Source organism: Pseudomonas ovata, from assembly GCF_003131185.1.
Taxonomy (GTDB): domain Bacteria; phylum Pseudomonadota; class Gammaproteobacteria; order Pseudomonadales; family Pseudomonadaceae; genus Aquipseudomonas; species Aquipseudomonas ovata.
The window spans coordinates 340,544-361,064 of record NZ_QFFU01000002.1 but is presented as its reverse complement, the minus strand read 5'-3'; the positions used below and the strand labels follow the sequence as shown (position 1 = coordinate 361,064).

General features: G+C 59.7%; 19 protein-coding genes. 12 read left to right on the top strand and 7 right to left on the bottom strand.

The annotated features are described in order from the left end of the window. Positions 1-21: 21 nt before the first annotated feature. Complete coding sequence (locus tag DGA31_RS04825) at positions 22-558, top strand: hypothetical protein (RefSeq protein WP_109511744.1); 537 nt, start codon at positions 22-24, stop codon at positions 556-558. Between the two features lie 129 nt (positions 559-687). Further along, a complete protein-coding gene (locus DGA31_RS04820; RefSeq protein ID WP_109511743.1) occupies positions 688-2,301 on the top strand; it encodes a hybrid sensor histidine kinase/response regulator in 1,614 nt (537 codons plus the stop codon). Between the two features lie 423 nt (positions 2,302-2,724). Here DGA31_RS04820 and DGA31_RS04815 read toward each other — a convergent pair whose 3' ends face one another. Further along, a complete protein-coding gene (locus DGA31_RS04815; protein WP_109511742.1) occupies positions 2,725-3,189 on the bottom strand; it encodes a hypothetical protein in 465 nt (154 codons plus the stop codon). A gap of 305 nt (positions 3,190-3,494) precedes the next feature. On the opposite strand from DGA31_RS04815, the gene DGA31_RS04810 reads away from it, so the two are divergent. Further along, entirely contained in the window at positions 3,495-3,899 is a 405-nt protein-coding gene (locus DGA31_RS04810) for a DUF2251 domain-containing protein (RefSeq protein ID WP_109511741.1), read from the top strand. A gap of 6 nt (positions 3,900-3,905) precedes the next feature. Here DGA31_RS04810 and DGA31_RS04805 read toward each other — a convergent pair whose 3' ends face one another. Further along, on the bottom strand, positions 3,906-4,211 hold the full coding sequence (locus DGA31_RS04805; protein ID WP_109511740.1) for a hypothetical protein: 306 nt from the start codon (positions 4,209-4,211) through the stop codon (positions 3,906-3,908). A gap of 122 nt (positions 4,212-4,333) precedes the next feature. Here DGA31_RS04805 and DGA31_RS04800 point away from each other — a divergent pair, with 122 nt between their 5' ends. Beyond that, positions 4,334-4,804 carry a hypothetical protein gene (locus DGA31_RS04800; protein ID WP_241509523.1) on the top strand — a complete coding sequence of 157 codons (471 nt, stop codon included), beginning with the start codon at positions 4,334-4,336 and terminating at the stop codon, positions 4,802-4,804. A gap of 173 nt (positions 4,805-4,977) precedes the next feature. Here the strand turns inward: DGA31_RS04800 and DGA31_RS04795 are convergent, their stop codons facing one another. Both DGA31_RS04795 and DGA31_RS04790 read right to left on the bottom strand, forming a co-directional pair. Further along, complete coding sequence (locus tag DGA31_RS04795) at positions 4,978-5,598, bottom strand: DUF7716 domain-containing protein (RefSeq protein WP_109511739.1); 621 nt, start codon at positions 5,596-5,598, stop codon at positions 4,978-4,980. A 59-nt stretch (positions 5,599-5,657) separates the two neighbouring features. Continuing rightward, a complete protein-coding gene (locus DGA31_RS04790) occupies positions 5,658-6,233 on the bottom strand; it encodes a DUF1349 domain-containing protein (RefSeq protein WP_109511848.1) in 576 nt (191 codons plus the stop codon). A gap of 154 nt (positions 6,234-6,387) precedes the next feature. Here DGA31_RS04790 and DGA31_RS04785 point away from each other — a divergent pair, with 154 nt between their 5' ends. Then, positions 6,388-7,605, top strand: a complete 1,218-nt coding sequence (locus DGA31_RS04785) for an MFS transporter (RefSeq protein ID WP_109511738.1) — start codon at positions 6,388-6,390, stop codon at positions 7,603-7,605. Positions 7,606-7,669: 64 nt separating this feature from the next. Here DGA31_RS04785 and DGA31_RS04780 read toward each other — a convergent pair whose 3' ends face one another. Further along, entirely contained in the window at positions 7,670-9,604 is a 1,935-nt protein-coding gene (locus tag DGA31_RS04780; RefSeq protein WP_109511737.1) for a sigma 54-interacting transcriptional regulator, read from the bottom strand. A gap of 216 nt (positions 9,605-9,820) precedes the next feature. Between DGA31_RS04780 and DGA31_RS04775 the strand changes: the two genes are divergently transcribed. The 6 genes from DGA31_RS04775 to DGA31_RS04750 all read left to right on the top strand — a co-directional run bounded on the left by DGA31_RS04775 (position 9,821) and on the right by DGA31_RS04750 (position 16,200). Beyond that, positions 9,821-10,702: a DUF1932 domain-containing protein gene (locus DGA31_RS04775; RefSeq protein ID WP_109511736.1), complete on the top strand. Its 882-nt coding sequence runs from the start codon at positions 9,821-9,823 to the stop codon at positions 10,700-10,702. A gap of 10 nt (positions 10,703-10,712) precedes the next feature. After that, positions 10,713-11,417 carry an RraA family protein gene (locus DGA31_RS04770; protein WP_109511735.1) on the top strand — a complete coding sequence of 235 codons (705 nt, stop codon included), beginning with the start codon at positions 10,713-10,715 and terminating at the stop codon, positions 11,415-11,417. A gap of 81 nt (positions 11,418-11,498) precedes the next feature. Beyond that, positions 11,499-12,860 (top strand): CitMHS family transporter, encoded by a 1,362-nt coding sequence (locus DGA31_RS04765; RefSeq protein WP_109511734.1) that lies wholly within the window; start codon positions 11,499-11,501, stop codon positions 12,858-12,860. 92 nt (positions 12,861-12,952) lie between these two features. Further along, complete coding sequence (locus DGA31_RS04760; protein ID WP_056839320.1) at positions 12,953-13,945, top strand: AraC family transcriptional regulator; 993 nt, start codon at positions 12,953-12,955, stop codon at positions 13,943-13,945. A gap of 132 nt (positions 13,946-14,077) precedes the next feature. Next, positions 14,078-15,112, top strand: coding sequence for a histone deacetylase family protein (locus DGA31_RS04755; RefSeq protein WP_109511733.1), 1,035 nt, complete (start codon positions 14,078-14,080; stop codon positions 15,110-15,112). Continuing rightward, positions 15,109-16,200, top strand: a complete 1,092-nt coding sequence (locus tag DGA31_RS04750) for a polyamine ABC transporter substrate-binding protein (protein ID WP_109511732.1) — start codon at positions 15,109-15,111, stop codon at positions 16,198-16,200. The genes DGA31_RS04755 and DGA31_RS04750 overlap by 4 nt, the downstream gene beginning before the upstream one ends. Positions 16,201-16,279: 79 nt before the next feature. On the opposite strand, the gene DGA31_RS04745 is transcribed toward DGA31_RS04750, so the two are convergent. Then, positions 16,280-18,052 carry a BCCT family transporter gene (locus tag DGA31_RS04745; protein WP_109511731.1) on the bottom strand — a complete coding sequence of 591 codons (1,773 nt, stop codon included), beginning with the start codon at positions 18,050-18,052 and terminating at the stop codon, positions 16,280-16,282. Between the two features lie 177 nt (positions 18,053-18,229). Then, positions 18,230-19,435 carry an MFS transporter gene (locus DGA31_RS04740; protein WP_109511730.1) on the bottom strand — a complete coding sequence of 402 codons (1,206 nt, stop codon included), beginning with the start codon at positions 19,433-19,435 and terminating at the stop codon, positions 18,230-18,232. 110 nt (positions 19,436-19,545) lie between these two features. On the opposite strand from DGA31_RS04740, the gene DGA31_RS04735 reads away from it, so the two are divergent. Then, positions 19,546-20,172: a TetR/AcrR family transcriptional regulator gene (locus tag DGA31_RS04735; RefSeq protein ID WP_109511729.1), complete on the top strand. Its 627-nt coding sequence runs from the start codon at positions 19,546-19,548 to the stop codon at positions 20,170-20,172. Positions 20,173-20,521 lie beyond the last annotated feature (349 nt).

Sequence of the window (20,521 nt, the reverse complement as noted above, 5' to 3'; positions counted from 1 at the left end):
ACCTGCGCCCGGAGGCTGTCTTTGCTTAAAAAACTGCTGATCGGTGCACTCGCGATCCTGGCACTCGTATCCGCGATGGTCCTGGTTTTGGCTGTTTTCATCTTTACATCGTTCACGCCCGATCGAACGCCGACGTTCAGTGTGCCGTTGGACATGCAGGGCCCCATAAGCACAACCCGTCTTGAGGTACAGGTGACCGAACCCGATCGTTATGCCGTGACGCTGCGTTATCCCTACACCGGCGGCGTCGAACGAGACAAGGCCTGGGCGCTGGCAGGCGGCGACACCCTCAAGGAGGGCGTCTGGAACGAGCGAGGGTCTTCGCTGGTGTTTCAAGTCCGCATTCAAGAAATCCCCAGCGAGGTAGAAGTACTGGACCTGCACGTAATACACCCCAAACTGAACTCATGGGAGAGCAACTACCTGAACGCCGAATTGATCAGGACTACGCTTGAGACGGGGCTTTATCAGGTGTCAGTGCAGCGCGAGGGAAGCCTGGCCGATACGCCTCCAGCCGCTCTTGAAATCCAGTTTAGCAAGGCTCATCGGGCCAAATAATCCCGACGCCCGAAGACAAGGCAAGACCGGTTCCAGTGTCTGGCTTTTTCAAGAAGAAAAGGGCGCGTGTATGTACGACGCCCGTACACCCGTCCATGCATCACCGCCAGCCCAACGGCAGGGTTACTCATGAAAGACCGGAAAAACGCTGAACTGGATCAAGCCACGCTGAGGTTGACCGTGGCGACGGTGGCTATCACTTATGTGTCGCTGATAGGGTTTTTGCCAGGCTACAACGTCGCGCAATATCAGCCCATCATTGCTTACTATGTCGGCTTCCTCGTTATCTCCTTTATCTTGCGCCAATACATTATCAGCCGCCCTGGCGTATTTCCGGCACGCCGGGTATTCGGGATGGTGCACGACTACACCGGCATTTCCGTAGGGCTGGTGGTGGGCGGGGAAGCGACACTGCCCATCTTCAGCGTGATGGTCTGGGTAACGCTGGGGAACGGTATGCGCTACGGCTCGCGTTACCTGGCAATTGCCGCCTCCCTGGCCCTGTTGGCGATCCTGATTATCTATCAGCTGACGCCGTACTGGCAGGCACAGCCTTTCATGGTCCTGATGCTGGTCGCAGTCACGATCCTGGTGCCTGGCTACGCCCATATTCTGTTGGTCAGGACGCGCCAGGCGTCAGAGCAGGCGACCGTTGCCAACCAGGAGAAAGAGCGCTTTCTGGCGCAGGCCAGCCATGACCTTCGTCAGCCCATCCACTCCATCGGCATGTTCACCGCCTGCCTGCGTGCAAGCCCGCTCGGCGATTACGAGCGCAAGCTGGTGGACAATATTGATCGATCCCTGCACAACGTGGCGCAACTGTTCCGCTCCATCCTGGACATCTACACACTGGACAGCGGCAAGGTTTCGGCCAAGTCAGACGTGGTCAACCTGGGCGAAATGCTGGCTGAAATCGCTCAGCAGAATATCGCTGCCGCGCGCTGGGCCGGTGTCGAGCTCAGAATCCGGCCTTGTAACCGGTGGGTGAGGGTGGACGTCACGCTGTTGGCCACCATGGTCCAGAACCTACTGTCCAACGCACTCAAATACGCGCCAAACCATCCAGTACTGATCGGCGTACGCCGCCACAAGGGAGGATTGTCGATCAGTGTCCATGACCAGGGGCCGGGTATCGCCGCCGAACATCTTCCTAACGTATGGGATGAGTTTTATCGGATACGCCACGAGCGTGACAAGGATGTCGAAGGCGTTGGCCTGGGCCTGTCGATTGTCAAACGACTCAGCCAGATTATCGGCGTGCAGATTCAGATTGAATCACGCATAAACCGTGGTACCCGCGTGACCATCCACGGCCTCGAAGAAGTCGCGACTCCCGTGCAGCAGCCGCGCAAAAAACCCTTGGGGCACAGCCTGCTTCAGGGCGTCAGGATTTGCCTGGTAGAGGACGATAACAACGTTCTCATGGCCACCGCAGCCTTGCTTGAGCGTTGGGGATGTGTTGTCCAGACCGCCAGCTCGGCGCAAGGGTTGAGCACCGACTGCGACATTATCGTGGCCGATTACGATCTGGGGACGAACGCAAACGGCCTTGATTGCATCGACAGTATCCGCCAGGCCCGGGGCTGGGACGTTCCGGCACTGATTGTCACCGGCCGTGAAGTGGACATCGTCCAGGAGGCATCGCAGTCAAGAGACATATCGGTCTTGTCAAAACCCTTGAGGCCTTCGGAGCTGCGCCTGACCCTGCTGTCGATGTGCGAGAAAACGGCGGAACAGGTCTGAACACATGACCCCGCCGGGCTGACAAGGGCGCGCCTCAACCGCCACGAATCTATCGTCATTACCGATCGTCACGCGCTTGTGCCGTGCCTTTGACGCGCTATTACTGGCTGTTCGGGCAAGCCTGGAGAGGTAAGCCCAGATCAGGCCTTCCTGAATCAGCTTTCGCTCATACAGGTTCAGGGAGGCTTCGGTATTATCGACAAGTCGGGCAGGGGCCGGATCAGTCGCAGGCAGAGCGCCGGCATGTGTATCCAGCGGCTGCCAACTGCACACTGACACCAGGGTGATGAACGCTACTCGCAGCAGTGGCGTTTTCCAGTTCGTGGAAACGCGGGTCGCTACGGTGTCTGGCGTCAATGGAAAAGTCCCTGTGCTTCAGGTGGGGCTGGAATGAGTATGTTAGCCAGCGCAGGCTGATGCCGGTCAACGCAAGTGCTGAACCAGTTGCCAACAGTGCTGCCTGTACTCGAACAGATAAGCCTGGGGTGCACCGAGGGTTCTGATGACTTCGTCGTCAGCCGAAAACTCGGCCTTGATGAAATCCGCACGCATGCGCTCGCCATCGGCAACCAGATCGAGCTTTATTCGAACCAGGTCGCTGGTGTCCTTTTCGGGCTCATCAAAGACCCAACGAGAGTCAACCAGTGCAACCCGGAAGGGTTCAGCAGGGCGATGCACGGTTGGGGCACTGTAGGCTTCACGCAAGGCGGGATCGGTGACGAACGTTTCGAAAAAAGTGCCAAAGCCATCGGCCGTTTTTTCGCAGGCTTGCGCCGGCATTGCCGGGCGACCGGGGTCAGCGGCTGTCGGTGTGGAAAAGGCTGCCACGCCGGCACAACTTGGCAACAGCAGCGCCAGCACTGCGCGGGTGAACAGGCGTTGCGCCATGAAGAAGCTCCTCGGTGAGAGACGCAGGTCATCGTCACTAGCGTGGTGGTTGCGCAAGAGGGCATCAATAGTACAGGTGTACTACGAAGAGAAATCCCGGTCAGCGGCCATTAAATATAACTCTACTAAATGTTCCTTTAGTTTAGTTATCAGTTATTTTTATAGTGTTGCAGTCTGAAAGAACGGGCTGGGCAGCACGTTCAGAAAAAACATCATACCCCTTGCCTGTGATGAATAGACCGGACAGGGCACAAACACGTAACAACGCGGTCTTTATAGACTTCAAGCCCATCAGGATCAACCCCATGCCCATTTATCTGGCTGCTGAAGAGACATTGAACGTAGGACAGGCCTTGGCCGTAGATGCTCCGGCGCAAAAAGGCTTTTTTACGGTGGCCTTCGAAGACGATGGAGACACCGGCTATTTCTATGCACTCGACATGCGTGACGACGATAACCCGGTCCGCGATGCACTGCATATCTACGACGTGGCCAGTGTCTCCGACCGGACCAAGCCGTCGACCGTCAAGGTCGGCTGGTCGACGGACCACACCAAGGCTGTGTTGATGATCAACGACTATCCCCATGCCGTGTTCGATTTCCAGGCCGAACAAGGCTACTGCCGCACCGGATTTCCGCCACCGGCCAGTACCGGCTGGTCTGTGAGTGGGCATGACTGGGATGACGCGGCGCTTGAACTGTTTGCCTGATGGGCCTTACAGGCCTTTCATGCACTTGCGGACATCCTCATCGATAAGATTGTCAGGCTTCATGCACTCACGCAGGGTTTTTCTGTCAGCTGTTCTATCGAGCTCGCGTGACTCAGTGCGTGCCGGATTGTTGCGATCCCGGCATTGAGGTGTGTTGTTGATCCCGGGTGTGCCCGCCATGACGTCGCAGAAAAACGCATTACTGAGCGTTTGCATGTGTTTGCCCAAGGGCTGCGCGACTGAAGAAAGCGAACCGGCCGACCACGCGGGTGAACAGGCGCAAGCGATTATGAGCACCACAGTGCGTTTCATGATTCATCCTTGAATTAGACCGTTGCAACGGCAGAGGCGAGATTATGGCGAGCATTTGCAAGTAATGTCGATTAGCCATCACCTTAAACCACACGGCATCACGTATCTAAAGGACGAGCAATGTGCGAGTACGCCTGACATTTAGTCTATGGGCCGCCTCACTGGCGATCAGCAGCCTCTCAATCGCGGACGAACTTGCGCGCCAGGAGCAAATCAAGGCATTTGGCGCGGCCGGATTCAACGGCACGTCCTCGGCGTGCGAAATCGAGGAAACAGGCAACTACACGCCTGTCACGATGGAACTGGTCAAGGATCTGAACGGAGACGGCCGGCAGGATGCACTGATCACTGAAGGCAGCGCCTCGTGTTACGGCCTTGCAGGCACGGGGTTCTATCTGGTCAGCCGACAACCTGACGGTCAATGGAAACTCATGGCCAGTGAAAGCGGCTCCGCTGAGTTTCTCGCCAGCAAGGGTCGCGATGGCTGGCCCGATATTCAGGTCGTCGGTCCTGGCTCATGTTTTCCGGTGCTGCGTTACGATGGCGAGCATTATCGGGTTCACCATCGTATGGGTGACACATGCCATGAATAACGAGTATGGACGCCGGAGGTTTGAAAGCGCCGACGGCTGGGCTTGAAATCGAGCCACCCCGTGGCCAGACCTCTGCATATATCATTACGTATAATGTATATTATGTTAAATCACGTATGCCTGTAAGGGATTGTTGCCCTCGTTCTTGTTGCTATGGCTCGTATGGCCCCCATCTACTGCCACGGAAATGATCGATGTACCACTCGCTGCAACGGAATCGAACGCTCAGAAAAACGCCCTTCGACCTGCCGGCACTGGTCGCCGGTCATGCGCGTTCCCAGGCACAACGGCAACGCTCGACAACCCTGCAACGCACTGGCAATGTTGATTCCAAGAACAGCGCTGACTTCCCGCGCCGCGACACTCAACTGGTCAGGCGCGCATTCAGCCAGAAACAGGTCGTACTCGGCGTATAACTCTCGGGCCAACCCGGGTTCTGCTGCCTTGGGGTTATCTGCGCCGGGCACTTCCATGAAGGCATCTTGCTCAACGTAATGCTCAAGGGCGTTGGCGTAATCCTCCAGGCTCGAGTGCGGCTGCTGTCGCTTCTGCACGCTTAAAACGTCTGCAAAAGTCGCCGCTTCCAGGCACGACGACAGACCGTACCGGGCGCCAAAGTCCGACACGCGACGCTCATCGTCTTCATCAAGGTTCGAACCCAGGTAAAAGCGGCTGTCTAACAACGCTGTATCGCCCTGAACATAGACCCAGGCGTATCGCCGCCATAAAGCCTGATCATCAGAGCATGCCGCGACAGCTTCTACTGTTTCGCGAAAGGAATTGAGCTTGAACATCCTGCAACGTCTCCTGCAAATGGCGCGTGTAATATGAGTAATGGCTGCTGACACGGCACTCACGTCAAATCATGAAGATCCTTGCCATTGGGCTCAGTCACCAGCATCTCGGAAAAACTCACCGTCAAACCTGCGCGTTCAGGTGTACACGCCATCGGCCCGACCCAGTACTGGTCGGCCACGGGAAACGGTGCCAGCCGGATCAGTGACCATTGTTCGCCATCGCTCGACGCCTGAACTTTCATAACGCCCTTGCTGACGGTCACGCGCAGCCAGAAACCCTCTGCGCGTCCGTTGAATGAACCGGTTGCCCAGTCCGACACACCGTCCGTGATGACAGTGCTCAAGAATGGGACACCGTCATTGACCTCTACGGTGATCTTGGCCCAACGCTCTGCGTCGATTCGCACCATAAGACCGGCCTGGTCGTAGAGCGCCTGAAAATCAGCGGACACCCTGGCTTGCGCAGTAAAACCGCCCGTTCGCTGTACACCGAAAAAATGACCGGTGTCCCGGATAAATCCGTAATGCGTCACCCGCCAGAAATCGCTGCCCGCGTCTGTGGTGAACGACAGCGTATTTGCCGTAGTCGACCAGGCTTTTGGCTCATTCAACCATACGTAACGATCAAACATGTTCATGCCCTGCTTGTTGATGAAGCCGTCTTATTGATCACACTGATGATTATTATCGAAAGGCTCGCCTGTCGGCTGCCAGAACCGACTCCTATAATCGGCCCCCTCCGCTTTTACCGTCTGTTTCAGGCGACATTCCCTCAGGAACCCGCATATGCCAAGCGCCCGCCAGGCCCCTCCCGAACATAATCAACAAAGCGTCAGACAACAGTGGTTGGCCATTCTCTCGGTTGCCGTGGGGGCTTTCGCCCTGGTGACCAGTGAGTTTCTGCCGGTAGGCGTACTCAACGATGTCGCCAGCGACCTTGGTATCAGTGCCGGGCAGGCCGGCCTGATGATCACCCTGCCCGGCATCATGGCCGCCTTGGCGGCCCCGCTGCTGTCTGTAGGCATTGGTGCCCTGGACCGTCGCTACCTGCTGATCGGCCTGACCCTGATCATGATCATCGCCAACGCGGTCGTGGCCTACGCCAGCGATTTCAACCTGCTCTTGCTCGGTCGCGTGCTGCTGGGCATCAGTATTGGCGGTTTCTGGGCGACGGCCATTGCCCTCAGTGGTCGCCTGGCACCCAAGGGGGTGGGCGTTGCCCAGGCCACCTCGATCATCATGGTCGGCGTGACCCTGGCCACCGTGCTGGGCGTGCCCGTAGGTACCTGGCTGAGTGGTCTCATGGGCTGGCGCATGACCTTCCTGGTCACCGCGCTGGTGGGCATTCCCGTGCTCCTGGCGCAGATTCTCCTGCTGCCAAGGCTCACGCCGGACAAAGCCATTCGCATCAGCGACCTGCCCGCCTTGTTCATCAATCCCCAGGCCCGGGTTGGATTGATTGCGGTCTTGCTGATTGGTCTTGCGCACTTTGCCGCCTACACCTATGTCGCGCCCTTCTTCAAACAGAGTGCCGGCTTTGATGGGCCGACGATTGGCTCACTGTTGCTGCTCTACGGCATCGCTGGGGTCATCGGTAATATTTTCGCCGGCTTCGCCGCCAACCGCAGCGTGCGCCATACCCTGATGCTGATCGCCTTGCTGATCGGCATCAGCACCGCCCTCTTCCCTTACTTCGCCACCACCCTGACGGGCGCGGCGATGCTGATAGCGCTCTGGGGCTTTGCCTTCGGTGCCTTCCCGGCCTGCGCCAGTATCTGGATGTTTGTCGTGGCGCCCAAGGAGGTCGAACGCGGCATGCCGCTGTTTGTCGCCTTGTTCCAGGTGATCATTGCGCTGGGCTCGTTCTTTGGTGGGCAGATCGTCGATCAACTGGGCAGCTCGGTGCTGCTGAGCCTGGCCACGGCCCTGGTCGGCTGCGGCTTCGTTACAGTGCTGGTGTTGGGACGCAAAGTCAGTAACAGCCTGGCAGCCCAGCCCGGCTGATCATTGCCGAGGGTACGGCCAGAGGCGGACATAGCCCCTCTGGCCCGCCTGACGATACGCCCATTCAAGGTTGGGCGTATCGAGTCCGGGCAAACACATCAGGATCCTGGTCCTGATACTTCTTCATGCGCCGCCATAGCGTCGTGGTACTGATCTTCAACAGCTTTGCCGCCTCCTCGCGATTGCCGCGTACACAGGCCAGGGCCCGGAAAAGCACTTCCTGCTCACTGTCGCCAAGGCCGCCAGGCGGCGCACTCGTGGCAACGGTGGCCGTGGCATCGGGCAAGTCTTCCAGCACCTCCTCCACCCAGTCACCGATCATCTCCCGGCCCTGGCTCATCACTGCCAGGCGCTCGACGACATTGCCCAGTTGGCGAATATTGCCCGGCCATTCGAATGCGCTCAATCGCGCCAGTAACGGATCGCCGACCATGGCGGCTGGCAAGCCAAAGCCTTTGAGCAAGTGGCCAATCAGTTCGGGAATGTCTTGCCGGCGCTCGCGCAGCGCGGGCAGTTGCAGTTTCAAAACGCAGATGCGGTAGAAGAAATCCTCACGAAACAGCCCCTGTGCCAACAAGTGCGTCAGGCGCTTGTTGCTCGCGGTGATGATGCGGATATCCACCGGCGTGACCTTGTCGTCGCCTATGCGCACCACCTTGCGCTCCTGCAGGGTGCGCAGCAATTTGAGCTGGATGTCTGCCGAGGTTTCGCTGATCTCGTCGAGAAAAATGGTGCCGGTGTGCGCCATTTCGAACACGCCGGCCTTACCTTCGCTCAACGCGCCGGTAAAAGCGCCTTTGACATAGCCAAACAGCTCGCTCTCCAGCACGCTGGGGGCGAACGCCGCACAGTTGATCGCCACAAACGGCCCCAGCCGGCGTTTTGAAGCATTGTGGATGCTCTGGGCAAACAACTCTTTGCCGGTGCCGGTCTCGCCTTCGATCATCACGGTGCTGTCAACGACAGCAAAGGTCTGCGCCAAGCGCTTGGCCTTGATCAGCGCCGGGCTGCTGCCGATGATCGAATCAAAGGTGTTTTCGGCCACATGCAGGCGTGCCTGCCGGCGGCGCATTTTCTGCTCCATGGCCTGGATTTCAGTCTGTTTCTGCAAGGTGGCGACGGCCCCGATCACCTGCTCGCCCAGCGTGATGGGCGCAATGCTGAGGGTCAGTGACAGACGCCCCAGGGTAATCAGCGCACCGCGTACCGCCGTCGCCTTTTCCAGCACGCGGCCGAAATAATCCTGCTCCAGCAAGCCGGCAACCGTGTCACCACAGGCCCGGCCGCCGAGGTACTGCGTCGCAACGCTGTTCATATTGGTGATGACGCCCGCGCTGTCGATACTGAAAATGCCCTCGGACACACAATTGAGGATCGACTGGATCATCTCGTAGCGGCTTTGCAACTCCAGGCGCTTTTGCAGCCGCTCTTGCTCGATCCGCAGCAGGTGCAACGCCTCGTCGATCGCGTCGAAGGCGGCATCGGTGTCGGCCTCGGACATGACGTAGCTCATGCCGCGAATCTTGACCGCGCGCTCCAGGGATAACCCACCGATTGCCACCTTTATACCGTCGGCCCGCAGCCGATCCAGCTGGGCCTCGGTGGCCTGTGCACTGCCAAAGGGATCGATCAGGCAGATCGCAACCTCAGGCATGAACGGCCGGGCCTTTTCCAGGATCGTCGCATAGCCGTCCGAGGTGGCCAGGAAGGCGATTCTGTCCGACACCTCACGCGCCTTCTGGTAGGCATTGATGCAGTCGAAGAACGTATGCCGGACTTCCACGATCGGCACCTGCAGACGCTCACGCAACACGCTGGCGGTCTTGCCACGGCTGATGATCACGCTGGCGCCCTCTTCCACCAGCCGCTGCGCCATCAGGACCGCATCAAGCTGTGTGGCCTCGGCCACCGAGACCTTCAATCCGCGCAGGGACAACGCCCGGTTCATGACCGCCGTCAGGGTGGTGGAGGGAGAAATGACCGCAAGTTGGCTCAGCATTGAAGGTCCCTGATCAAAAGGTACAAGACGGCACGGTATTCACTGGTGAAAGCTTTTGCAATTTATTGAAATAAAACGTCCTTTCATTAGCGCCTGAAAAAGCACTCATAAAAAAGTTAAGCGATTGATTTTAATAGCATTAATTCTTTATAGGAAAGCTGGCACAGCCTTTGCCATTTCATCGGTAACAACAATACAAATAAAAGGAAACAATCGATGAAACTCGTCTTTATCGGGTTCGGCGAGGCGGCCTTCCACCTTGCGCAGGGTCTGCATACCCAGGGCGATCTGGAGATGGGCACCTTTGATGTCAACGCCCGCGACCCTCAGCGCGGTCCCCTGATTCGCCAGCGTGCCCAACAGACCCGCGTCACCGTTTTCGACTCGCTCGAAGCCGCCTGCCACAACGCCCGCTTCGTGGTGTGCCTGACCAGCGCCAGCAGCGCACTGGGTCTGGCGCAGCGCATCCTGCCCTTGCTGCAGGCCGGGCAGACCTACGCCGACATGAACTCGGCCGCCCCGACCGTCAAGCAGGCCATCGATGCATTGCCCAGAGCGGCAGGCGTCGATTTCTGTGACATCGCGGTGATGGGCACCGTACCGGGCAATAACCATCGTGTGCCAATGCTGCTGGCCGGCGACGGCGCCCAGGCTTTCAACCAGGCGTTCAGCCCTTATGGCATGCGCCTGAGCGTTCTGGCCGCGCCGGCCGGCGCGGCCTCGGCCATCAAGATGCTCAAAAGCGTGGTGATGAAAGGCCTGCCGCAATTGCTGATCGAGGCCTTTCAGGCCGCTGAAAAATTCCACGTCCTGGACACGCTGGTCGAGTCCCTGGGCGACTCGCTCAACGGCAAGACCGTCGAGCAACTGGCCAATACCTTCACCGCGCGGACCCTGATCCACGCCCGGCGCCGCAGCGCCGAGATGACTGACGTGGTGGCCACCCTCGAAAGTGCCGGCGTAGACGCCTCAATGTCCAGAGCCTGCCATGGCCAATTGGAAAAACAGGCCGCCATCGACTGGACCACCCTGCTCGGCCCTGACGCCAGCGACATGGACTACCGCACCGCCATCCAGCACCTGACCCGACTTTCCTGAGGACACCGTCATGAACACTGAACACTACCTGCCCCTGCCCGACCTGATTCCCCAGGACTTGCTTGATCGTTTTCGCCAACTGAGCCCGGCGCAATTGTGCGACGGCATGGCAAAACTGGGTATCGCTCGCAATGGCGCCATGGACGCCGACCTGATGCCGCTGGATGAACGCAAGGTCATGCTCGGCACCGCGTACACCGTCGACACCGAAGACGGCGACAACTTCCCCATCCATGTGGCGGTGTACCAGGGCCAGCCCGGCTATGTGCTGGTCGTCGCCGGCAAGGGCTACCCGGGCCGCGCCTACATTGGCGACTTGATGGCCGGTGCGGCACAAGCGGTGGGCCTGGCCGGCATGGTGATCGACGGCTACGTGCGCGACAAGGTGCCGCTGGCCGGGCTGGACATCCCGATCTATGCCAAAGGCTTCATGCAGCGCAGCCCCGGCAAGCAAGGCCCTGGCAAGATCAACACCCCGGTGACCTGCGCAGGCGTCGAAGTGGCCGCCGGTGACCTGGTGTTCGGCGACTACGACGGCGTCACGGTGGTGCCCCGTGCACGCTTGCTGGAAGTGCTTGAGGCCTCGGAGAAAAAGAATGCCTACGAAACCCAGCGGCGTGAGGTGATCGACCACTACGTACGCTGCCGCGACAGCGGCGCACCGCTGCCTGAACTGGCGCCTGCCTGGGTCACCGAGCTGCTGCAAGGCCAGTAACCCCTCCGGGCCCGGTGCACAAGCCGGGTCCGCGCATCACCGCCGTACCTCTCAATAAAAATAATAGGTGGAGACGTTCAGATGCTGACAGTTCTGGGCTACGTATTAATAGCGGCATTCCTGCTTCTGGTGATCAAACAGAAACTCTCGCCCTTCACCGGGTTGATCGTGGTATCGCTGGCGGTCGGGATCCTGGCCTGCCTGCTCAACGGCGTGCCGCTCGACACGATCATCACCTGGATCAAGGAAGGCCTGTTCTATTCCAGGGGCGCCGACGGAAAAATAACCCTGGGTACAGTCAATCCGACGGTCATGATCCTCTTCGCGGTGCTGTATTTCAGTCTGATGATGAACGTCGGGCTGTTCGATCCGTTGTGCACCTACCTGATCCGCAAGGCCAACGGCGACCCGCTGAAGATCATTCTGGTCACCGCCCTGACGTCCGCCGTGGTGACGCTGGACGGCGATGGCACCACTACCATATTGATCATCACCACCGCCTTCCTGCCGTTGTACAAACAGATGGGCATGAAACTCTCCAACCTGGCGATGCTGATCATATTGCCCTGCGGGCTGGGCAACTGCCTGCCGTGGGGCGGCCCACTGGCGCGGGCCGCCGCGGTGCTCAATATCGAGGTCAACACCCTGTTCGTGGCGATCCTGCCGATCCTGGGCGTGTCGTTCATCTACGTGTTCATCATGGCCTACATCATGGGCGTCAAGGAGCGCAAACGCCTGGGCTACGTGGCTGGCGAGAAAGTCATCGTGACGCCGCAGCAGATTGCCGGGATGGTCAAGGTCATCGAAGACCACGACAAAGCGTTCAAGCGGCCCAGGCTGTTCCTTTTCAACCTGGCCTTGACCCTGGGCATGCTGGTGATCCTGATCGCCGGATGGGCCAGCGGGGCGGTCGTGTTCATGCTCGGCACGGCATTGGCGCTGACGCTCAACTACAGCGCCGTGGAGCAGCGCGAGCGCATCACCGCCAATGGTGGCGATGCCGTGGCCGTGGCTTCGATCATTCTGGCGGCGGGCTGCTTCCTGGGGATTTTCAACGGCAGCGGCATGGCGGATGCGGTGGCTGTGCACATGGCCAGCCTGATTCCGGAATCCATGGGCAGTCATACCGCCCTGATCTTCGCCTTCCTCGGTGCGCTGGCCTGCTACGCCCTACCGGTGGACGCCTATTATTTCGGCATCCTGCCGGTGGTGGCGCCGATCGCCTACAGCTTTGGCATCACACCGACCGAAATCGGCGTGGCGTCATTCATGGGCCAGGCGCTGCGCTATGCCAGTCCGACAGTGGCCTGGCTGTTCCTGCTGATGAACCGCACCGAGATGAGCTTCGGTGAATATCAGAAAGAGTTTTTCAAATGGTCGCTGCCCATGTTCGGGATCTTCCTGGTCACCGCGATCGTCACCGGTGAGCTGCCGGTGGGCTGAAGCCTGTGGACGGCAGGCTCGCCAAGGCTGCGCGGCGAGCCGACCGGCACATAACTTGCTCTTCTTGCAGCCATCGCCTGCAGGAGGTCCCCATGCTGCATTCCCACCTCACCACCCTCAATGCCGTCTCGCTGATACTCGGCACCTTCAAGGCGCAAGGCTTGCCCGCCGAAGCGCTGCTGGACGGCAGCGGCATCTGCGCGGCGGACCTGAGCCGTGCCGACACGCGCATTGCCACGCATCAGGAGATGCAGGTATGCACCAATGCCGTGGCCTTGCAGCGTGACATCGGCCTGGTGGTCGGACAGCGTATGCATGTCTCGTCCTACGGCATGCTCGGCTATGCCCTGCTCACCAGTGCCACTTTCGGTGACGCTTTACGCCTGGCCCTGCGCTATCCGGCGCTGCTGGGAACACTGTTCGAGCTGAGCCTGGAAGAAGATGGCGAACGGATTTGGTTTACCGCGGGCGACTACCGCGAGAATCCGGCCCTCACCGCTTTCAATGTCGAGCTGTGCCTGGGGTCGCTGAAAGTCATCTGCGACGACCTGCTCGGCCATTCATTGCCCCTGCTGGGCGCGCGTTTCGAGCACGACGCGCCGGACTACCAGGCGCGCTACGCCGACTGCTTCGACTGCCCGTTGCAATTTCAGGCAACCGCCAATGCGTTTGCCTTTGACAAGCGCTGGCTCACCCAGCCGTTGCCGCTGGCTGACACGGTGACTCACCAGGCCATGGTTGAGCGCTGCCGTAAACAGAACACCGAGTTCATCGGCCGCGAGACCTGGCTGGGACGGGTACGCCAGTTGCTGGCGGCACAACTGCATGCCGCCCCCGGGCTGGACGGGCTGGCCCGGCAGATGAACTGTTCGGCCCGCACCCTGCGGCGGCACTTGCACGACCTGGGCTGTAGCTATCAGGAACTGCTCGACGAGCTTCGCTTCGAACGCGCCAAGCAACTGCTGGTCCAGGACCGTTGGCCGGTCTACCGCATCGCCGAGGCCCTGGGCTTCAGCGAGACCGCGAGCTTTCGCCACGCCTTTGTACGCTGGAGTGGCGTGGCGCCGAGCCAGTTTCGTGCATGACGCCCCATTGAAGGGCGAATTGCGGACAGACAATCTGGCCATATTTATCCCCTTTTGGCCGCCCCTGCCATTCTCATAAACCGCGCCCACGGCAAGACTGCAGGCACCGACACCGCCTGCAGAGAACAACAAATGCTCACGATCTACTCCGATGATCACCACCTGCACCACGGTCGCTGTGAACTGATGGACGGGCAGTTGATGCCCTGCTTTGAAATGCCCTCGCGCGCCGACCATGTATTGCAACGGGTCAAGGACCGCCAACTGGGCCCGGTACAGGCGCCGCAGGACTTCGGCCTGGCACCGCTGCAACGCATCCACAGCCGCGATTACCTCGAATTCTTCCAGGGGGCCTGGGCGCGCTGGGCTGCCTTCGGCCAGGACGGCGACCTGCTGCCGTTCACCTGGCCCGCCCGTACCCTGCGCCGCGTATTGCCCACCAGCCTGCACGGCCAACTGGGTTATTACAGCTTTGACGGCGGCGCACCGATTACCGCCGGCACCTGGCAGGCCGCCTACTCGGCAGCGCAGGTCGCGCTCAGCGCCCAGCAAGCGATCCAGCAAGGCGCCCACAGTGCCTTCGCCCTGTGCCGTCCGCCGGGGCACCATGCAGCCGAAGACTTGATGGGCGGTTATTGCTACCTCAATAACGCCGCCATTGCTGCCCAGGCCTTTCTGGACATGGGCCACAAAAAGGTCGCGATTCTGGATGTGGATTACCACCACGGCAACGGCACACAATCGATTTTCTATGCGCGCAGCGATGTGTTGTTCGCCTCGATCCACGGCCACCCGGAGGCGGAGTTTCCATTTTTCCTGGGCTACGCCGACGAACTGGGTGAAGACGCAGGCGTGGGCTTTAACTTCAACTACCCGCTGCCGGCCGGCTCTGGCTGGGAGACCTGGAGCGCAGCGCTGGAACAGGCGTGCATGGAAATCGACTATTACGATGCTGATATCGTCGTTGTGTCCCTGGGCGTGGACACGTTCAAGGACGATCCGATCTCAAAGTTCAAGCTCGACAGCCCCGACTACCTGGCGATGGGCGCACGCATTGCCCGCCTGGGCAAACCCACGCTGTTCGTGATGGAAGGCGGTTACGCCGTGGAAGAAATCGGCATCAATGCCGTCAACGTTCTCGAAGGTTTTGAAGGGGCAGCGCCATGAACATGCTCAAGTCACTCATCCTCTGTACCGCCGTCATCGGCGCGGTCGCGCAGGCCGAAGAGAACACCCTGCGGGTCTACAACTGGTTCGACTACATCACCCCCAAGGCCCTGGAAGATTTCAAGGCGCAGAACACCGGCATCAAACTGGTGTACGACATCTTCGACACCAACGAAGCGCTGGAGGCCAAGCTGCTCACGGGCAATTCCGGGTATGACGTGGTGGTGCCGTCCAATGTGTTCCTGGCCAAGCAGATCGAAGCCGGCGTGTTCCAGCCGCTGGACCGCAGCCGCCTGCCGAACTGGAACCACCTCGACCCCAAGCTGATGAAGCTGATCGAGGCCAACGATCCGGGCAACAAATTCGCCGTGCCCTACATGTACGGCACTATCCTGATCGGCTTCAACCCGGACAAGATAAAAGCCGCGTTGGGCACCGACGCGCCGGTCGACAGCTGGGACCTGATCTTTAAGGAAGAGAACATCAGCAAGCTCAAGCAGTGCGGCGTGGCCTTGCTCGATTCGCCCTCGGAAATTCTGCCACTGGCATTGCAGCACCTGGGCCTGGACCCCAACAGCAACGACCCCAAGGACTACGTCAAGGCTGAAGCGCTGTTGATGAAAATCCGCCCTTACATCACCTACTTCCACTCCTCCAAGTACATGGCCGACATCGCCAACGGTGACATCTGCGTCGCCGTCGGTTACTCCGGCAGCTTTTCCCAGGCCGCCAACCGCGCCAGGGAAGCGAAGAACGGCATCAACGTAGACATGCGCCTGCCCAAGGAAGGGGCACCGATCTGGTTCGACATGCTCGCCATCCCCAAGGGCGCCAGAAACCCGCAGGACGCCTACACCTTCATCAACTACCTGTTGCAACCCCAGGTCATCGCACCGATCAGCGATTTTGTCGGCTACCCGAACCCGAACAAGGACGCCACCGAGCAGGTCGACCCTTCAATCCGCAACAACCCCAACCTGTATCCGACCGAGGCCGCCATGGAAACGCTGTACACCCTCAAGCCCCTGGCGCGTGATGCGGAGCGGGCCAGGACCCGGGCCTGGACCAAGATCAAGGCAGGCACCTGATTAACCTGCCTGATTCAGGAGCCGGAACAGTCAGTGACCGGCAGGGCCCCCCAGGCGTGCTCATGCCGGCCAGGGGGCCTTATTGATTGTCAATGTCACCGATGACTGTGATGTTCATCGAGGGGGCTGGCTCGCCAGCCTTGGCAGCAGCCTTCTTCTCCTGAACAACGATGTAGAACTCCTCACCATGCTTCACTGCACCGTACAGCACCGCTTTCTCGATCAGTTCGCTGCCGCGCAGGTGACGCAGCATCATCGGGTCCTTGCGCAGGTCGCGGTACAGCGCCAGACAGAGAAAGACCATCACGACCACAAAGGGCAATGACACGACAATCGTCAGGTTCTGCAAGCCTGTAAGGGCTGCGCCCGGGTTTGCCGGGTCGCCAATCACCAGCATGATCGCGGCAACAGTGCCGGTCAGCGCCCCCCAGAAAATCACCGTACGCCGTGACGGCGCTGTCGTGCCGCGCTCCGAGAGCGTGCCCATGACCAGCGATGCCGCATCCGCCCCCGAGACGAAAAAGACAGCAACCAGCACCATGACCAGCACAGAGGTTATCGACGACAACGGATAGCTGTTCAGGAGTTCGTAAAGCGCGTGGTTACTGTTGACAACACCGTCCACCAGCACCAGGCTGCCCTCGCGCACCGCGTCGATACTGGCGCCACCGAAAAGGGTGAACCAGATCAGGCTGACCAGGCTCGGAACCAGCAACACGCCACTGACAAATTGCCGGATGGTGCGCCCACGACTGATGCGGGCGATAAACATGCCCACAAAAGGCGTCCAGGAAATCCACCAGGCCCAGTAGAACACGGTCCAGCTGGCCAGCCAGCTGTCCATCTGCGGCCCGCCACTGGCACTGGTGCGCGCCATCATTTCCGGCAGCAGTTTGATGTAGATACCGATCGAAGTCGGCAACAGGTTCAACATCAGCAGTGTTGGCCCGACCAGAAAGACAAACACGGCCAGTATCAACGCCAGAATCATATTGATGTTGGAGAGCCACTGGATGCCTTTGCCGATGCCGGAAACCGCCGAGGCAACGAAGGCAATGGTCAACACCGTGATAATGACAAGGTAGAAAGCCTTGCCGGGGTGATCGATCCAGCCGTTGTATTCGAGACCGCCTGCAATCTGCAGGGCCCCGAGCCCCAGCGAAGCGGCCGAGCCGAACAATGTGGCAAAAATGGCCATCATGTCGATCGCGCGCCCCAACGGCCCATTGGCATGATGGCCGATCAGGGGGCGGAAGGCGTTGGAGACCAGCTGTGAACGTCCGCGTCGAAAGGTACCGTAAGCGATCGACAGGCCGACGATGGCGTACATTGCCCAGGGGTGCAGGGTCCAGTGGAAGAGCGTGGTCGCCATTGCCACTTGCATCGCCTCGTTCGATTGACCGATGGCCGATCCGGGCGGTGGCGTCATGTAGTGAGACAGCGGCTCGGCAACCCCGAAGAACATCAGGCCGATGCCCATGCCGGCACTGAACATCATCGCCACCCAGGAAATCGTCCGGAACTCGGGCTCTTCGCCATCGCGCCCCAAAGGAACCCTGCCGTACCGGCTTGCCGCCAGCCACAGCACGAAGACGACGAACAAGGTCGATGTCAGGACAAAGAACCAGCCGAAATGCACGATGACCCAGGATTGGGCGGTAGACGCACTCGCCGCCAGGCTTGCCTGGCTGATGATCCCCCAGAAAATGAACGCGATTGCCGTGAGACTGGTAATGCCGAATACGATCCAGTCGATCCGGCCTTCAAGATGACGGTCCTGCCGTGCTTCTTCACTTTTGGAGGGGTCGGTTACGCCAAGCGCCAGGGTTTCAGCGTTGTTTTCGGTTGCCATCAATAGCCATCCATTTTGGGGAATCTGCAGGTTTTTCTTGTTTTATCGGTAACACTGCATGCAGTGGGCGCGGTGCCCACTGGAGACCCCCGGATTATCCGGCTCTCGTTCCCTCCTCTTGTTCTGGGAACGGCGTGGCGCGAGCTTTGAACGACTCGCGCAACACGACGTGTCCCCTCAATGCCCCATCACCTCTGCACCCACCGGCCTGTCACCCTGCGCAAATCCATGAACCCGCGCGCGCGACGCAATACCCAGGCTCAGCAGCAGCAATAGCAGCAAGGCCCAGGGAAACGCCCCCGCCCCCCATTGCCCCAGCAAGACGCCCCCCAGCAATCCACCGCCGGCAATGGCGCTGTTCCAGACAACCACGTTCATCGACAGCGCCACATCAGCGCCCTCACCTGCCGAATCGGCCAGCGCTGTCTGCAACAGCGTGGCGGCGCCGCCAAAGGTCAGGCCCCAGATAAAAACCCCGATGTAAATGGCCAGCACAGAACCTGCAAACATACCCAGGAAAACCGAAACCGCGGCAAAAGTGGCGAGGCTGGCCAATACGGTCTGGCGCAGATGCCGATCAACCAGCCGCCCGGTGATCCAGATGCCCACCAGGGCCGCGACACCAAATGCCAGTAACACCCGATCCACCTCATCCGCCAACCCGGCCCGGGAAACAAAGGGCGCGACGTAGGTGTAAAGAATGTTGTGCGCCAGCATCCAGGTGAAGACCACCCCGAGTACCGGGCGTACGCCTGGCGTGAACAAGACCTGGCGCAAGGCCAGGCGTTGCGAAGCGGCCTGGCCTGGGTAATCAGGCACCTTGACCAGCACCCAGACGATCAACAGCAGGGTCATCCCGGACATCAGACCAAACGCCAGGCGCCAGCCCATGGCCCCACCCAGCCAGGTGCCCAACGGCACGCCCAGCGACAAGGCGATGGGCGTTCCCACCATCGCAACGGCCATCGCACGGCCCTGCAATGACGGGACGACCATACGGCGGGCATAACCTGCGATCAGGCTCCAGGCCAGCCCCGCAGAAACACCCGCGAAAAACCGCGCGATCAAGGTCAGCCCGTAACTGGACGACAGCGCGGTGACGGAGTTGAACACCAGAAAACCGACAATCGCCAGCAACAGCACGGTCCGGCGCCGCCAGCTCTGCGTGGCGATGGTCAGTGGAATGGCCGCCAACAGCGACCCCAGGGCATAAACCGTCACCATCTGCCCGGCAAAGGATGCCGAGATTCCCAGGCCATTGCTGATCTGGGGTAGCAACCCTGCGGGTAACGTCTCGGTCACGATGCAGATAAACCCCGTCATGGCCAGCGCCAGCAGTGCCGCCAGCGGAAGCTTTGGGTCTTCTTTGTCATCTGTTGCCATTTGATCCTCCTCACTAATATACCGATCGGTATAAATATAGGGAGAAGCTGTCAGGTGGTCAACGACTTATGTATCGATTAGTATCCAAGTGCATTCAACGGAGAACTGACATGGCACAGATGGGACGCCCACGCACCTTTGACCGTGATGTGGCAGTCACTCAGGCACTGCACCTGTTCTGGGAGCATGGCTACGACGCCACCTCCCTCAGCCAGCTCAAGGCGAGTATCGGTGGCGGCATTACCGCCCCCAGCTTTTACGCAGCCTTTGGCTCGAAGCAGGCACTGTTCAAGGAGGTGATGGAGCGTTATCTCACCACCCACGGCCGGGTCACCGACAGCCTGTTTGACACGACGCTGCCCCCCAGAAAAGCGATTGAACTGACCCTGCGACGCTCGGCACACATGCAATGCGAGCCCGGTCATCCCAAGGGCTGCCTGGTGTCACTGGGCCTGATGAGCGCGTGCTCGGACGAGAGCAAAGCCATCTCTCAGCCTCTGGTGCAGGCGCGCGAGCAGAACCGTAAAGGTATGGTGGCCTGTATCGAACGCGCCATCGCTACAGGCGAACTGCCCGAGACGGTAGTCCCCACGACGCTTGCTGCGGTGTTCGACAGTTTTCTTCTGGGCTTGTCGACCCTGGCACGCGATGGTGTCACGCATGCAACCCTGGACGCTGCAGTGACTCAAGTCATGGCGCTATGGGACAGCCTGTGCCTGAATACGAACGACACGTAACGCTCCAAAACTGCACACTCAGTGCATCATTTCTACCCACGCAAGACTTCCCAAGACGCAAAAATGCTCAAACAAGAACGACTTTTTACTTGAAAATCAAATAGATAGACTTTGTGGCCTGCATATTGCTGGTTGAAGCCTGCCGCTCCCTGCGGTATTCGCTTCCCCCTCATGCATGTGAAGGGTGACCAGCCCCAACGATGCGGCTGCGTCTTTAAGTGAAGCGACTCACATCCCCAGCCGACAGCGTCGTCGGCATGTGAAATCAGGCCTCCTTCCCCCTCGCCTGCATTTCTCCCCAGACCTCTTCGCATTGATCACCCACCCTCGAACCTGACCGTGTTCGGTG

Bases quoted from the DNA above. Each gene is read 5' to 3' on its own strand.
- DGA31_RS04820 (WP_109511743.1), top strand. From the start codon at position 688: ATGAAAGACCGGAAAAACGCTGAACTGGATCAAGCCACGCTGAGGTTG.
- DGA31_RS04815 (WP_109511742.1), bottom strand. From the start codon at position 3,189: ATGGCGCAACGCCTGTTCACCCGCGCAGTGCTGGCGCTGCTGTTGCCA.
- DGA31_RS04810 (WP_109511741.1), top strand. From the start codon at position 3,495: ATGCCCATTTATCTGGCTGCTGAAGAGACATTGAACGTAGGACAGGCC.
- DGA31_RS04805 (WP_109511740.1), bottom strand. From the start codon at position 4,211: ATGAAACGCACTGTGGTGCTCATAATCGCTTGCGCCTGTTCACCCGCG.
- DGA31_RS04795 (WP_109511739.1), bottom strand. From the start codon at position 5,598: ATGTTCAAGCTCAATTCCTTTCGCGAAACAGTAGAAGCTGTCGCGGCA.
- DGA31_RS04790 (WP_109511848.1), bottom strand. From the start codon at position 6,233: ATGTTTGATCGTTACGTATGGTTGAATGAGCCAAAAGCCTGGTCGACT.
- DGA31_RS04785 (WP_109511738.1), top strand. From the start codon at position 6,388: ATGCCAAGCGCCCGCCAGGCCCCTCCCGAACATAATCAACAAAGCGTC.
- DGA31_RS04780 (WP_109511737.1), bottom strand. From the start codon at position 9,604: ATGCTGAGCCAACTTGCGGTCATTTCTCCCTCCACCACCCTGACGGCG.
- DGA31_RS04775 (WP_109511736.1), top strand. From the start codon at position 9,821: ATGAAACTCGTCTTTATCGGGTTCGGCGAGGCGGCCTTCCACCTTGCG.
- DGA31_RS04770 (WP_109511735.1), top strand. From the start codon at position 10,713: ATGAACACTGAACACTACCTGCCCCTGCCCGACCTGATTCCCCAGGAC.
- DGA31_RS04765 (WP_109511734.1), top strand. From the start codon at position 11,499: ATGCTGACAGTTCTGGGCTACGTATTAATAGCGGCATTCCTGCTTCTG.
- DGA31_RS04760 (WP_056839320.1), top strand. From the start codon at position 12,953: ATGCTGCATTCCCACCTCACCACCCTCAATGCCGTCTCGCTGATACTC.
- DGA31_RS04755 (WP_109511733.1), top strand. From the start codon at position 14,078: ATGCTCACGATCTACTCCGATGATCACCACCTGCACCACGGTCGCTGT.
- DGA31_RS04750 (WP_109511732.1), top strand. From the start codon at position 15,109: ATGAACATGCTCAAGTCACTCATCCTCTGTACCGCCGTCATCGGCGCG.
- DGA31_RS04745 (WP_109511731.1), bottom strand. From the start codon at position 18,052: ATGGCAACCGAAAACAACGCTGAAACCCTGGCGCTTGGCGTAACCGAC.
- DGA31_RS04740 (WP_109511730.1), bottom strand. From the start codon at position 19,435: ATGGCAACAGATGACAAAGAAGACCCAAAGCTTCCGCTGGCGGCACTG.
- DGA31_RS04735 (WP_109511729.1), top strand. From the start codon at position 19,546: ATGGCACAGATGGGACGCCCACGCACCTTTGACCGTGATGTGGCAGTC.